The 12,850-nt window shown below is 34.5% G+C and carries 13 protein-coding genes; 3 read left to right on the plus strand and 10 right to left on the minus strand.

The window, feature by feature from the left end:
- Nucleotides 1-34 precede the first annotated feature (34 nt).
- From OA86_RS04145 to OA86_RS04165, 5 genes are read right to left on the minus strand one after another with little or no spacing between them, the layout of a single operon-like run.
- A complete protein-coding gene (locus tag OA86_RS04145) occupies nt 35-1,042 on the minus strand; it encodes an AAA family ATPase (RefSeq protein WP_039349304.1) in 1,008 nt (335 codons plus the stop codon).
- 53 nt (nt 1,043-1,095) lie between these two features.
- Nucleotides 1,096-2,253, minus strand: coding sequence for a DUF4350 domain-containing protein (locus OA86_RS04150; RefSeq protein ID WP_039349307.1), 1,158 nt, complete (start codon nt 2,251-2,253; stop codon nt 1,096-1,098).
- 28 nt (nt 2,254-2,281) lie between these two features.
- On the minus strand, nt 2,282-3,064 hold the full coding sequence (locus OA86_RS04155; RefSeq protein WP_052257378.1) for a DUF4129 domain-containing protein: 783 nt from the start codon (nt 3,062-3,064) through the stop codon (nt 2,282-2,284).
- Nucleotides 3,054-4,019, minus strand: coding sequence for a DUF4013 domain-containing protein (locus OA86_RS04160; RefSeq protein WP_039349310.1), 966 nt, complete (start codon nt 4,017-4,019; stop codon nt 3,054-3,056). Before OA86_RS04160 ends, OA86_RS04155 begins: the two co-directional genes overlap by 11 nt.
- A complete protein-coding gene (locus OA86_RS04165; RefSeq protein WP_039349312.1) occupies nt 3,976-4,977 on the minus strand; it encodes a stage II sporulation protein M in 1,002 nt (333 codons plus the stop codon). The genes OA86_RS04160 and OA86_RS04165 overlap by 44 nt, the downstream gene beginning before the upstream one ends.
- Before the next feature lie 23 nt (nt 4,978-5,000).
- Between OA86_RS04165 and OA86_RS04170 the strand changes: the two genes are divergently transcribed.
- Both OA86_RS04170 and OA86_RS04175 read left to right on the plus strand, forming a co-directional pair.
- A complete protein-coding gene (locus tag OA86_RS04170; RefSeq protein WP_039349315.1) occupies nt 5,001-5,753 on the plus strand; it encodes an RDD family protein in 753 nt (250 codons plus the stop codon).
- A 191-nt stretch (nt 5,754-5,944) separates the two neighbouring features.
- On the plus strand, nt 5,945-6,235 hold the full coding sequence (locus OA86_RS04175; RefSeq protein ID WP_039349318.1) for a GNAT family N-acetyltransferase: 291 nt from the start codon (nt 5,945-5,947) through the stop codon (nt 6,233-6,235).
- Here OA86_RS04175 and OA86_RS04180 read toward each other — a convergent pair.
- From OA86_RS04180 to smpB, 5 genes are all read right to left on the minus strand, one after another.
- Nucleotides 6,221-7,195 (minus strand): glycosyltransferase family protein, encoded by a 975-nt coding sequence (locus OA86_RS04180; RefSeq protein WP_039349321.1) that lies wholly within the window; start codon nt 7,193-7,195, stop codon nt 6,221-6,223. The genes OA86_RS04175 and OA86_RS04180 overlap by 15 nt on opposite strands.
- The gene (locus OA86_RS04185) at nt 7,195-8,019 is read right to left on the minus strand and encodes a UDP-2,3-diacylglucosamine diphosphatase (RefSeq protein ID WP_039349324.1); all 825 of its coding nucleotides are present in this window, start codon (nt 8,017-8,019) and stop codon (nt 7,195-7,197) included. The genes OA86_RS04180 and OA86_RS04185 overlap by 1 nt, the downstream gene beginning before the upstream one ends.
- Nucleotides 8,020-8,078: 59 nt before the next feature.
- Complete coding sequence (locus OA86_RS04190; protein WP_039349327.1) at nt 8,079-8,819, minus strand: YebC/PmpR family DNA-binding transcriptional regulator; 741 nt, start codon at nt 8,817-8,819, stop codon at nt 8,079-8,081.
- A 96-nt stretch (nt 8,820-8,915) separates the two neighbouring features.
- On the minus strand, nt 8,916-10,415 hold the full coding sequence (locus tag OA86_RS04195; protein WP_039349330.1) for an OmpA family protein: 1,500 nt from the start codon (nt 10,413-10,415) through the stop codon (nt 8,916-8,918).
- Nucleotides 10,416-10,492: 77 nt separating this feature from the next.
- Entirely contained in the window at nt 10,493-10,951 is a 459-nt protein-coding gene (gene smpB, locus OA86_RS04200; RefSeq protein ID WP_039349333.1) for an SsrA-binding protein SmpB, read from the minus strand.
- A gap of 167 nt (nt 10,952-11,118) precedes the next feature.
- On the opposite strand from smpB, the gene OA86_RS04205 reads away from it, so the two are divergent.
- The gene (locus OA86_RS04205) at nt 11,119-12,741 is read left to right on the plus strand and encodes an ABC-F family ATP-binding cassette domain-containing protein (RefSeq protein ID WP_039349336.1); all 1,623 of its coding nucleotides are present in this window, start codon (nt 11,119-11,121) and stop codon (nt 12,739-12,741) included.
- Nucleotides 12,742-12,850: the final 109 nt, after the last annotated feature.

A 12,850-nucleotide genomic window follows, 5' to 3' on the forward strand; every position in this document is an offset into this window, starting at 1 on the left:
TATTGCTCATTGCCAATTACTTATTGCTGATTATTTATCTCGGGATTTCAATCGCCTCCAAAATTTGTCGTATTATTTCATCTGCGGTCAAACCTTCCATTTCGCGTTCAGGAGAAACCATTATTCTGTGGCGCAAAACTGCAGTACTTGCTTCTTTAATATCTTCCGGAGTTACAAAATCTCTTCCTCGGATTGCCGCAAAAGATTTCGAAGCGATCAATAAAGCCAAACTCGCTCTTGGCGAAGCTCCTAAATAAAGGAATTGATTTTCTCTTGTATTGACGATGATTTTTGCAATATATTCCAGCAATTGTGGCTCTACAAGAACATTTTTTACAATCTGTTGATAATTTTTCAGCTGAGCTCCCGAAATTACTTTCTGAACAGCATCGGTTTTATCTTCTAATTTATTTTCGTGTTGATTTTTAATAATCTGAACTTCCTGCAAAAGATTTGGATAACCAACATTTATTTTAAAAAGAAAACGATCGAGTTGTGCTTCCGGAAGACGATACGTTCCTTCATGTTCAATCGGATTTTGCGTTGCAACGACAAGAAAAGGTTCCTGCATTTCATATTGCTTTCCATCCATTGTAATTTGACGCTCTTCCATGACTTCAAACAAAGCGGACTGCGTTTTTGCAGGTGAACGGTTGATTTCATCAATCAAAATAAAACTGGAAAAAATCGGCCCTTTTTTAAATTCAAATTCAGAATTCTTAACATTAAAAATGGAAGTTCCCAAAATATCCGACGGCATCAGATCGGGTGTAAACTGAATTCGACTAAAACCTACATCAACTGTTTTTGCCAATAATTTTGCCGTAATGGTTTTTGCAACTCCAGGAACACCTTCAATTAAAACATGCCCGTTGGATAAAAGTGCTGCTAACAAATGTTCAATCATCGATTCCTGACCAACGATCACTTTACCAATTTCCGCTTTTACGGCCTCCAAACTTTGCTGAAGTTCTGTCATATCAAGTCGCGGTTGAAATTCAGGAATTATATGCTCTGAACTTGGGTTTTCAAAATTTTCCATACTTATTTTTTCGAGATGAATTCATCATTTTATATTTAATAAATTCGTGTTTTTTACTTTAATATTTCGTCGAGCAACCGATTCATTTTTACAAGATCTTCTTTCATCACACTCGCGTAAGGATCTTGCCCTCTTTTGATGAAATCAATTGCTTCATTTATTTTTTCAATACTTTTTCCTGTTTTCAAGTGTAATGTTTGCGCGAATTTCTCATCTAAATTTTGCGTGTCGATCATGAAATCAAGTCGTACCCTATTTAGAAAATACTGCGCTTTTTTCGCCATCATATCATGGAAATCACCCTCCTGTAAATATAAATTTCCGATGCTTTTTACAAATTCAACCGATTTATTTTTTAAAGGTTCGATTATGGGGACAATTCGCTGTTTTCTTTTCGCATTAAAAATAACGAATAATAAAAGTCCAGCCAAAAGTAACCACCACGCAAATCGAAGCGCAGGTTTGGATAAAATAAATCTTAACGGTGATTGCGATTCTGTAGCCGCTTTATTCGATTCGGTAAACCAAACTGTTTCGCGTTTCGGCAGATAAGAAAACACATCTTGAACATACTTTTGATTTTCTGGTTTCAACAGATAATAATTGGTTAAAATCAAAGGTTCGGTATGAAGATACAAATGACCTTTTCCAAAATTAACTTTAATGAAATTCACTTTTCCTCCATCGAGAACTGCTTTTCCTAAAATCTCGTGCGCTTTATCAATCCTCGAAAAACCTTGATTTGCAGGTAATTTATCAATCTTAATAGAATCTGCAGAAAATTTCTCGTCGGTAAGTTTAAAAACATTCTCACTCCGAACACTTACATAAGATGGCGTAAAACGGAGAGAATCTGCAATTTTCGGATGAAAATCTTCGGCAATGATCAATGCATCTGAACCTGATTTTACGGTTTCTAATATTTTCTTCCAGGATTCAAAATCGATTTCAGATTGAATGATCAAAATATTGTGTGGCTTTTCCTTATTGGTTTTATAGTAATTGTAAGGAGAAAGTTCCGTTCGTTTTACTTCTTTATCGAGCAAATTATTTACTTCTTTATTAAAAACGAAAAGACCGAAAGGAGATTTCTGATTCACATCAAAATTTTTACGCCAATCCGTCACCTCTGTTTTATTGATTTCCAGCAGAGCCAAAATCAACATCACGATGATGAAAATAATACCGTATAATTTGACTGTTTTGTTCATATTCTTTCTAAATCCTTTCGCTTAATAACTATATTTTAAATTGTAAAAACTTTTGTTTAAAGTGGTTGTAGCGCTCTTCATTTACTTCAAATTCTCCGTACCAAACGTAATCGAAAATATAACTCAATTCCTGAAAACTGGTTTTCAAATCGGCTGTTTTTAATTCGGCGAAATAATCTTTATTCGTTTTTTCGGGATTCCAATTGATGAGTTTTTTATCCGCTAATTTCTTTAAAACAAAAAGAAAATGATAACGAATCGCAGAACGATAATCCTTTTCTTGCTCAAATCTTTCGATGGATTCTTTAAAATTAATCTCATGAATATTCTCTTGTAAATCTTGATTCGCAATATTGGATTTCTTATTCTTCTTCCCCAAAAAGAAATTTCCGTCTTTATTCAGCAAAAATTTAATTAAGAAATAAAGCACAGAACCAATAATTACAATGGCTGAAAGCCTCAAAATAATTTCGGTGTACGAAGAAGCTTTGTTTGGATCAACTTCGCCAAAAATAGACTCCAGAAACTTTCTGATTCGCTTTGTAAGTTTCTGCCAGAAAGATTCTCTTGGTTTTACAGTCGTATAATCGAAATCGGAACTTTTGTATTTTGACTGAAATTTTTCATCGAAACTTTTAGGAAAAACAATATTATTTGAGGTAGGATTTTTTTTAAGAAGAGAATCTGCACGATATTTTGATGAAGAAGAAACCAAAGAATCAACCTTTACTGCAAAAGGAGCATCCGGAATTTTCTGAGAAATTCCGAAGAGTGAAAAATGTAATAAAAGTAAAAATATTCTAAATTTCATTCGTACCAATCGCATCGATTTCGGAAAGATCAAGATTCCGGTGAAGATCTGTTCTGCTGTCATAATATTGCAAACCCGAGTTTACAAAGATCACATTAATCATTAAAAAGGAAATCAATATTGAAACTCCGTAAATCGAGAAAAATAAAATTCCCATTGATCCTTCCATGAGATTTTGTGGACCTCCATTTTGTGGTATCGTAACCATTGCACCGGAAATAATCATTAGTGGAATTACTGCAAACACAGAAGTTATCGTCTGAATCATAAAATACATCACCGTTGTTGAACCCCAATATTTCCAAAAAGGAGATTTATCTCTTCCATTTCCATAGGAGAACTGCGCTCTTACAGCGTAACTGAGCGATTCGAAAAAACCTTTCTTTGTATTAAAATAATCGAACATCAAAAAATTGACAACATTCATAATTGCTGGTCCCACTAAAATCAGTAGAAAAAATCCAATCACCACAAATATCAAGACTGCAGAAAGACCTAAAATAATCATCGAAAGCGGCGCGACAATAAAAATTAAACCTAAAAAAAACTTAATAAATCGGCCTGAATTCTTTTTTAAATCACTTAAAATTTCGTCAGCTTTGATATTTTTATTTCCAGTTTCGCTCAATCTTTTCATGTATAAAATCGGGTACGAATAGGAAACCATCATTACCACTAAGAAAAGAATAAACATGATCGCAGAAACTAAAGTCAAAACCGCACTGTTTTCCTGAAAATAAGCCTGGAAATTATAATTTTGACCTTGCGTATTTGAACCCATCATTTGAGAAAATAATTCGCGATAACCAAATACGAAAATTACCACCATTAGAATTAGTAAAACTCCGTTTATCATTAAATAATTTTTGAAATAATTTTTACCGTTCTCTTTAAAAAACGTAAAAGTATCGCTAATGAAAGTTCCGAAGTCCCGTTTCTGATAAAACTGCATCATTGAGGTGTTTTTTTGAAGTGTAATATGGATAAATAAAATAATAGGAGCCAATTATTGCAAATGCGCCAAAGATCATTAAAAAGTTTAAAATTCCTGGCATTACCAAAGCATATCTCGTGAGATAACCTTCGATCATTCCTGCCATAATAGTAAATGGAACGGTGCTGAGAAATATTTTGAAAGCATCTTTAAAACCTAATTTAAAGGAATTAAATCTGGAAAAAGTTCTCGGAAAAAGAATGGACGCGCCTAAAATTAATCCAGCCATTGTTTCTACAACCATACTGAAAATTTCGAAAACGCCGTGAAGCCAAATTCCTTTTGCACTGTCTTTTAAAGCGCCATGTTCGTGAAAAAAATATTGAAACGAACCAAGCATGATACAATTCTGGAGCAAAGCATACAAAGTTCCGACACCGCCGAAAACCCCATAAAGAAATAGAATGGCGCCAACTTTCAGATTATTTACGGTAATTCCAATTGTACTTCCCCAATTAGAACCTTGTTGATAAACGCCGACTGCATTGCCTTTTTTAATATTTTCAATTGTCTTGTTTACATACTCTTCTCCCAGAATAATATTCACAAATTCCTTATCATAATACGCGGAAATAAATCCGATTAAAGTGAATAATATAAAAAATCCAAACGCATAAAATAAATATCTGCGATACTGATAAACTAAAAGCGGAACTTCAGTTTTAAAAAAATACAGCAGACGGTTTTGTTCTGTCCGTTTCGTTTTATAAATTTTCTGAAAAATAAGAGAAGAAAGATTGTTTAGATAAATTGTGGTTTTGCTTTTCGGATAATACGTTTGTGCAAAAGACAAATCATTCACCAGATTAATGTACAAAGAAGAGAGATCATCGGGATTTTTTTTCAATTTTCCTGCGATAACCTGCTCGATTCCCAACCATTTTTCTTTATTTTGTTTGATGAATGCCACTTCTCTCATAAGGAAGCTAAAATAATAAAAATATGTCGCTGATCGCCATAAATACTTCACAAAATGTAAATATAAATTTCAATACCGCGAGTGTTGGCGAGAGAATATTGGCTTTTGGCATCGACATGCTCATCAAAGGTGCTTATTTACTGGTCACCTATCTGATATTCTTCCGCGTTTTTAATCTTGGGGCTTTTTTTAATACGCTCGACAACTGGTCCGTCATGGCCGTGATCATCATCATTACTTTGCCCATTCATATTTACACTTTGGTTTGCGAAAGTCTATTGGAAGGACAAACTTTTGGAAAAAAAGCAGTTCGGATCAAAGTGGTAAAGATCGATGGCTTTCAGGCTGGATTTGGGGATTATCTAATTCGTTGGTTTTTCCGGTTGGTCGATGTGTTTTCAAATTCGGGCGTGGTTGGTTTGATCAGCATGATCGTATCGAAAAATAATCAGCGTTTAGGAGGAATTGCTTCCGGGACTGCCGTCATATCTTTGAAAAACCACGTTACCATTTCGCACACTATTTTAGAAAATTTGAAAGAAGATTATTTGCCTGTTTTTCCACAAGTCATCGCGCTTACCGATAATGATGTCAGAATCATCAAAGAAAATTATCAAAAGGCACTAAAAAGCGATGACAGACAAATCCTTTCTAAACTTTCGAGTAAAATTAAAGAAATTCTGAAGTTAGATATTGATTCCACGAAATTTACGGAGCGCCGATTCATCGATATCATCATTAAGGATTACAATTTTTACACAGGAAAAGATATTTAAATTTCAATTGTTTTCTGGGCAGCTTCATCCATCTTCCGCTCCCAATCTTTTTTGTTTCGTCAGATGACGACCCAAAAAAGGATTTCCGCTCAAGCTGGGCTGCAACAATCGCGAAAAACAAAACGATTTATTAAATCTAAAATCCTGCTTTCATTTATTTTCCCTAAATTTAAAGTACAAAATCGAAAGAAATGAAATACACCAATGATCGGTCAGGAAACGGCGGAGTTTTTAAGTTGAATAATGATGAAGACGAAGTTGGAAGATTAACTTACACCATTTTCCCGGAAGAAAATAAACTCATTATTTCCTTTGTTTTGGTTCATGCAAAATTTGAAGGTCGTGGAATGGGGAAATATCTGGTTGAAGAAGCCATTAAATTCGCTCGGGAAAACAACTGGAAAGTTTACCCACACTGTTCTTACGCAAGATCTGTAATGAACAGAATGACTGATGTGGAAGATATTTTACTGGAAGGTTAAGACTTCATTGAGTAAAATCTCTTCAATATCATCTGGATAATCAACTGTGAAATAATGGTCATGATCGACCCATTTTCTGATCTCTTCGGCATTTAATATTTTGGAGGTTGGAAATCCCATTTTCTCTAAAGCAAAAGCATTACATTCTTGCTCATATTGGTTATGAATAGGAATAACGAATAACTTTTTACCCATAAACAGGGCTTCTGCGGGAGTTTCAAAACCTGCGTTGCACAAAATTCCATCACAATTTTCAAAATATTGTAAAAATTGAATTGCGTCGATGGGGAAAATCTCCAGATTTTCTTGCTTATATTGTAATTTGCTATCTTTTGAAAAGATCTTCCATTCAACGGGAATATTCTTTAAGATCTCAATGATATTTTGGTCGGAAAAGCTGGGTAAGTAAACGAGATAATATCCTTTCCGCGCAGGATTTAGATTTCTAATTTTCTTTCTAATAACAGGCTTTTTAATCTGCGGATGATAATTTTCAAAATGAAATCCGATTTTGTGGTCGCTTGGAACATAATAATTTAAAATCAATTCGCCTAAAAAATCTTTTTTTTCCGGTTTCGGAGTTTCTTTAAAACACAGGGAAGCTTGATGACTCAGTTCCATCATGGGCAAATCTCTCAGTTTACAAGCCCATCCTGTCAAAGCTTCGAAATCATTGATAATTAAATCGTACTGAGAAAGTTGCAAGTCTCTACCGTTTTTAAAAGCCTCAACAAAACTATTCCCTGTAAATGTTTTACGATATGATAAACCACCTGTTTTATTGTATAGCAGCGAAACTCCTTTGTAATGGAAGTTAACATCAAAATCGGTCTTTAGTTGCGATTGATGACCACTCATTAAAGTATCAACTTCAACATGTTTTTTAAGAAGAGGAATAATTTCCTGCGCTCTTGCGATATGTCCGTTCCCCGTTCCCTGAAATGGGTATAGAATTTTCATCAGGAAAAATTGGTTACTACTTTTAATAATTCTAGATGATTCATCTCCAGAATTTCTTCATTGTCATCATCCTTCAACAAATGCTTATGATTCTCATAATGGAATATACTCCATTTCATATCGTTGTATTCGAGCGCCGATAGATTCTCGATCCAATCACCGGAATTCATATAAATGCAGAATCCATTTTTGTTGTTGACTTCCCGAATCTGCGGTTGATGAATGTGGCCGCAAATAACATGATCATAATGATTGTCAATCGCCAATTCAGAAGCAGTTAACTCGAAGTCACCGATAAATTTTACTGCTTTTTTTACGTTGTTTTTAATTTTTTTTGAAAATGAATATTTCTCTTTACCCATCTTTTGCAAAAACCAGTTGATAACCGTATTGATAAGAATGAGTAAATCGTATCCTTTGCCGCCCAATTTTGCGAGCCATTTGGAATGCTGCACAGAGGCATCGAAAACATCACCATGAAAAATCCAGGTTTTTTTCTCATCAATAGTAAGGCAAATTTTATTACATATTTTAAGATTTCCTAATTCGAAATCAGCAAACTTGCGAAACATCTCATCATGATTTCCGGTAACATAGTAAACCTCAATATTTTTGGTAGCGAAAGAAAGTATTTTCTTGATGACTTTCAAATGAGATTTAGGAAAATAGGACTTTTTGAATTGCCAAACATCGATGATATCTCCATTTAGAACTAAGATCCTCGGTTGAATGGAATTGAGATATCTTAACAATTCTTTCGCCTTGCAACCGTAAGTTCCTAAATGAACATCTGAAATTACAACTAACTCAACATTTCTTTTCATCGCTTTTGTGCAAAGAAAAGACTTCCATGTTAATTGAAGATGAATGGGATATTATTTTCTTATAAAGAATCCAGTAAGGCGTCGGTGATTTCCATATTATGATAAACATTCTGAACGTCATCGTCTTCTTCGAAACGATCTAACATTTTCATATTGACTTTAAACTGTTCTTCGGTAACTTCTTTGGAATTATTGGGAATTCTTTCTAATTCAGCACTTTTTGCTTCCATTCCTAATTCTTCCAATTTGTGCGAAAGCGCACCAAAATCTTCGAATGCTGTTGTAATCATAACTTCTTCGTGATCACTATCTACTTCTTCTGCTCCACCATCGATCATTTCCATTTCGAAATCATCCCAATCCATTTTGATTGACGATTTATCAATCGAGAAAATTCCTTTTCTATCAAAGATAAAAGCTAACTCTCCATTCTTTCCGAGACTACCGTCAAACTTATTGAAAATTGCTCTTACGTTCGCAACGGTTCTTGTAGGGTTGTTTGTAGTACATTCAACAAAAAATGCAACACCACCTAAACCATACCCTTCGTAAGTAATTTCCTCATAATGCTCTGCATCTACACCACTGGCTTTTTTGATTGCTCTTTCTACATTATCTTTTGGCATGTTCGCGCCTTTGGCATTTTGCATACACCTTCTCAAAGAAGGATTAGAATCCGGATCTGGACCACCTGCTTTTACGGCAAGAGCAATGTCTTTTCCTATTTTGGAGAATGTTTTGGCCATCTTGTCCCAACGGGCCATTTTTGAGGCTTTTCTATATTCGAATGCGCGTCCCATAAGTTTCAGTTATTAATATTGCAAATTTACATAAAATCATAAAAAACGCCCCCAATAATGGGAGCGTTTTTTTTATGATTTAGAAATAATTTTTGATTATTTTCTTTTTTTCATTGATTTCTTTTTCATTGTTTTCTTCGCTGGTTTAGCAGATTTTTTAACAACAACTGGTAAGTCAGACTTATCCATTGCGTCAAAAGCAGCTCTATCAACAGCAGTTACAACTACTTTTCTATCAGTCATTCTTTCAGCATCCGATGCTTTCTCAGAAACCACTGCGTTAGCTTCACCAACACCTTTAGATTTCAATTGAGTTGCAGATACCCCTCTTGCTTCTAGAGCATTTACTACCGCAGCAGCTCTTTCTCTAGATAATTTCAAGTTATAAGAATCAGCACCTTTTTTGTCAGTTTCACCTGTCAATAAGAAAGTACCACCGTTAGAATTTTTAATAATGTCAGAAGCCATATCTAATTTAGAACTAGATTCTGGTCTGATTGTCGCTTTGTCGAAGTTAAAGAAGATTCCTTTAAGAGCTCCTGTAGCTTCGTCAGCTATTACAGTTTGAGGTTTAGGACAACCGTTGTATTCTTTCAATCCGAAAACTGTAGGACAAGCGTCATCTTTATCTAAGATTCCGTCACCGTCAGTATCTGGCCAAGGACAACCTTTGTTTTCTGCTGGACCAGGAACTGTAGGACAAGCATCATCTTTGTCAATTACTCCATCGCCGTCAGTATCTGGCCAAGGACAACCGTTGTTTTCAACTGGACCTGCAACATCTGGACATTGATCATCGATATCTGGAATTCCGTCTCCATCAGTATCAGGACAACCCTTGAATTCTGCTAAACCTGGAGTATCTGGACATCTATCATCTTTATCTAAGATACCGTCTTTATCTCTATCGTTGTTACCGAATCTAAACAATAGTGAAGCAGAAGCTTGCCAAAAGTTAGCAACATCTGACTTGTCAATTGGTGTAGAAACGTAATCACCTTGAATACCAAGACCAAAGTTTTTAGTTAACCAGAAGTTAGATCCTAAACCAGTTGAAACTGTAAAGTGATCGCTTCTTCTTTGTGTACTAGCCATTCCGTCAGAAAATCCAGGATAGTATTCTCCATTAATATCAGTTAAAGGAAAAGTAACACCTGTATAATCGTGTCTCATGTAGTTTGCACCAACTCTCAAATATGGATCAAACCAAGATTCTTCGTTCCAAAGACCGTTGAATTTGAATTGAAGACCTAAACCGGTCATTAGGAAAAATTCTTTTCCCATTCCAATTCTTTTATTGTCAACGTTCCCTACGGAAGTTTGCCAGTCAAGAACCAATAATTTATTAATGTTTCTTGCTACAGTTAACTTTGAAAGTGGAGGTGTAATCGTAAAGTTGCTGATGTTATACAATTGACCGCCATCTCCACTACCAAATGCAGTAGAAAAAACATTTCCAATTTTACCTCCTGCCGCAGCATGATTTACTCCGTGAGCACCAACACCGATTAACCACGGGTTACTGGTAGTCTGGGCGAAAACAGTAGAGGCAATTGTAAGAGCCAATGCTGAAATTCCTAATTTTAGATTTTTCATAGAATTAAATGATTAAATAATTGATAATGCAAAATAAATATAAATTTTCTTTATAAACAAAGATTTTTAGTCTTTTTTTAACTTTTCTTTAATATTCTTTCGAGATTGCGTTTATTTTCTCTGTCTTTTATACTGTCGCGTTTGTCGAATAGCTTCTTACCTCGACCAAGTGCGATAAGAATTTTAGCTTTTCCTTTGTCATTAATATATAGTTTTAAAGGAACAATAGTATTTCCAACATCTTTTAGTTTTTTTTCAAACTTTTGCAATTCCCGTTTGTGCAATAGCAACTTCCGTTCCCTTTTTGTTTTGTGATTATAAAATGTCCCCAGTTTATATTCGTCAATCATCATATTAATTATGTAAAGTTCGCCATCAATAAATTGACAAAACGCTTCTGTAATACTAGCTTTTGAAGAACGCAATGATTTAATCTCAGTTCCTGTAAGCACCATTCCCGCCTCTATTTCATCTAATAACTCATATTCGAAACGAGCACGTTTGTTAAAAATATTGATTGTTTTTTCTATCTTCATTGTACTTCCTACTTTATAATTTAAAGATATGTTAAATTTACGCAATTTTAACTAAATATTATCTTAAAAATTCAGTCTCTTTTCAATATCTTGAAATAAGCTCATTAAAATTGAAACTTCAAAACCCAATTTCTTTTCGTAATTTTGCGCCAAATTTACAAAACTATATGTTAACAGTATCTAATTTATCATTGCAATTCGGGAAGAGAATACTTTTCGATGATGTGAACATTATGTTTACGAAAGGAAACTGCTACGGAATAATCGGTGCAAATGGTGCCGGAAAATCTACATTCCTTAAAATATTAACTGGAGATCAAGATCCAACAACGGGCAATATATCGCTTGAGCCGGGAAAAAGAATGTCCGTTTTAGAACAAGATCACTTTGCCTACGATAATTTCACTGTATTAGAGACCGTGCTAAGAGGTAACGAGAAACTTTTCAAATTAAAAGAAGAGATGGACGCGCTCTACGCAAAAGAAGATTTTTCTGATGCCGATGGTTTAAAAGCAGGCGAACTCGGAGTAACTTACGATGAACTGGGTGGCTGGAATTCTGAATCTGATGCCATGACAATGCTTTCTAATGTTGGAGTTAAAGACGAGATGCATTATCAAATGATGAGTGAACTCGAAAATCAAAATAAAGTAAAGGTTCTTTTAGCACAAGCTTTGTTCGGAAATCCAGATGTTCTAATTCTCGATGAACCTACGAATGACCTTGATATTGAAACAATTGCGTGGTTAGAAGACTTTTTGTCAACTTATGAAAACACGGTAATTGTAGTTTCTCACGACCGTCACTTTTTAGATACCGTTTGTACCAACATTGCCGATTTAGATTATTCTAAATTGAATTTATATACTGGTAATTACTCTTTCTGGTATCAAGCGTCACAATTAGCGACGAGACAAAGACAACAAGCCAACAAAAAAGCAGAGGATAAAAAGAAAGAATTGCAAGATTTTATCGCACGTTTCTCTTCTAACGTTGCAAAAGCGAAACAGGCAACTGCCCGTAAAAAAATGATCGATAAATTAAATATTGATGACATTAAGCCAAGTTCCAGAAGATATCCTGCAATTATTTTTGATACAGAACGTGAAGCCGGAGATCAAATTTTAGAGATCAAAAATCTGGAAAAAACAAAAGATGGTGAGCTTCTATTTTCGAAGATCGATCTAAACCTGAAAAAAGGAGATAAAATCGCAGTACTTTCTAAAAACAGTTTAGCGATTACAGAGTTTTTTGAAATTCTATCTGGCAATACTAAGGCAGATAAAGGCGAATATAATTGGGGAATTACAACAAACCAATCGTATATGCCTTTAGATAATAATAGTTTTTTCGAGGAAGATATTAATCTTGTTGATTGGTTGCGCCAGTTTACAAAAAGCGATGACGAGCGTCACGAAGAATATATGCGTGGATTTTTAGGGAAGATGCTTTTCTCCGGAGATGAAGCTTTGAAATCTTGTAAAGTCCTTTCAGGTGGAGAAAAAATGCGTTGTATGTTTAGCCGAATGATGTTACAAAGAGCAAATGTTCTACTAATGGATGAACCAACAAATCACCTGGATTTGGAAAGTATCACCACTTTAAATAATTCATTGACGAACTTTAAAGGAACCATTCTACTTTCTTCTCATGATCATGAAATGTTAGAAACAGTTTGTAATAGAGTTATTGAATTGACTCCAAAAGGAATTATTGACAGACAAATGACTTATGATGAGTATTTGGATGATAAAAAAATAAAAGAATTACAACAGCAAATGTATTCTTAAAATAGTTTACATATTTTAAAAATCGTCTTATCATGAATTGATGAGACGGTTTTTTTTAGTCAAAAGAAATCCTTTCCAAATAAAATTTGAAAAGGATACTAAATATAAT

Origin of the sequence: Kaistella jeonii (genome assembly GCF_000812865.1) — a bacterium.
Classification (GTDB): Bacteria; Bacteroidota; Bacteroidia; order Flavobacteriales; family Weeksellaceae; genus Kaistella; species Kaistella jeonii.

Bases quoted from the DNA above. Each gene is read 5' to 3' on its own strand.
- OA86_RS04155 (WP_052257378.1), bottom strand. From the start codon at position 3,064: ATGAAATTTAGAATATTTTTACTTTTATTACATTTTTCACTCTTCGGA.
- OA86_RS04145 (WP_039349304.1), bottom strand. From the start codon at position 1,042: ATGGAAAATTTTGAAAACCCAAGTTCAGAGCATATAATTCCTGAATTT.
- OA86_RS04150 (WP_039349307.1), bottom strand. From the start codon at position 2,253: ATGAACAAAACAGTCAAATTATACGGTATTATTTTCATCATCGTGATG.
- OA86_RS04160 (WP_039349310.1), bottom strand. From the start codon at position 4,019: ATGATGCAGTTTTATCAGAAACGGGACTTCGGAACTTTCATTAGCGAT.
- OA86_RS04190 (WP_039349327.1), bottom strand. From the start codon at position 8,819: ATGGGACGCGCATTCGAATATAGAAAAGCCTCAAAAATGGCCCGTTGG.
- OA86_RS04205 (WP_039349336.1), top strand. From the start codon at position 11,119: ATGTTAACAGTATCTAATTTATCATTGCAATTCGGGAAGAGAATACTT.
- smpB (WP_039349333.1), bottom strand. From the start codon at position 10,951: ATGAAGATAGAAAAAACAATCAATATTTTTAACAAACGTGCTCGTTTC.
- OA86_RS04170 (WP_039349315.1), top strand. From the start codon at position 5,001: ATGTCGCTGATCGCCATAAATACTTCACAAAATGTAAATATAAATTTC.
- OA86_RS04175 (WP_039349318.1), top strand. From the start codon at position 5,945: ATGAAATACACCAATGATCGGTCAGGAAACGGCGGAGTTTTTAAGTTG.
- OA86_RS04185 (WP_039349324.1), bottom strand. From the start codon at position 8,019: ATGAAAAGAAATGTTGAGTTAGTTGTAATTTCAGATGTTCATTTAGGA.
- OA86_RS04165 (WP_039349312.1), bottom strand. From the start codon at position 4,977: ATGAGAGAAGTGGCATTCATCAAACAAAATAAAGAAAAATGGTTGGGA.
- OA86_RS04195 (WP_039349330.1), bottom strand. From the start codon at position 10,415: ATGAAAAATCTAAAATTAGGAATTTCAGCATTGGCTCTTACAATTGCC.
- OA86_RS04180 (WP_039349321.1), bottom strand. From the start codon at position 7,195: ATGAAAATTCTATACCCATTTCAGGGAACGGGGAACGGACATATCGCA.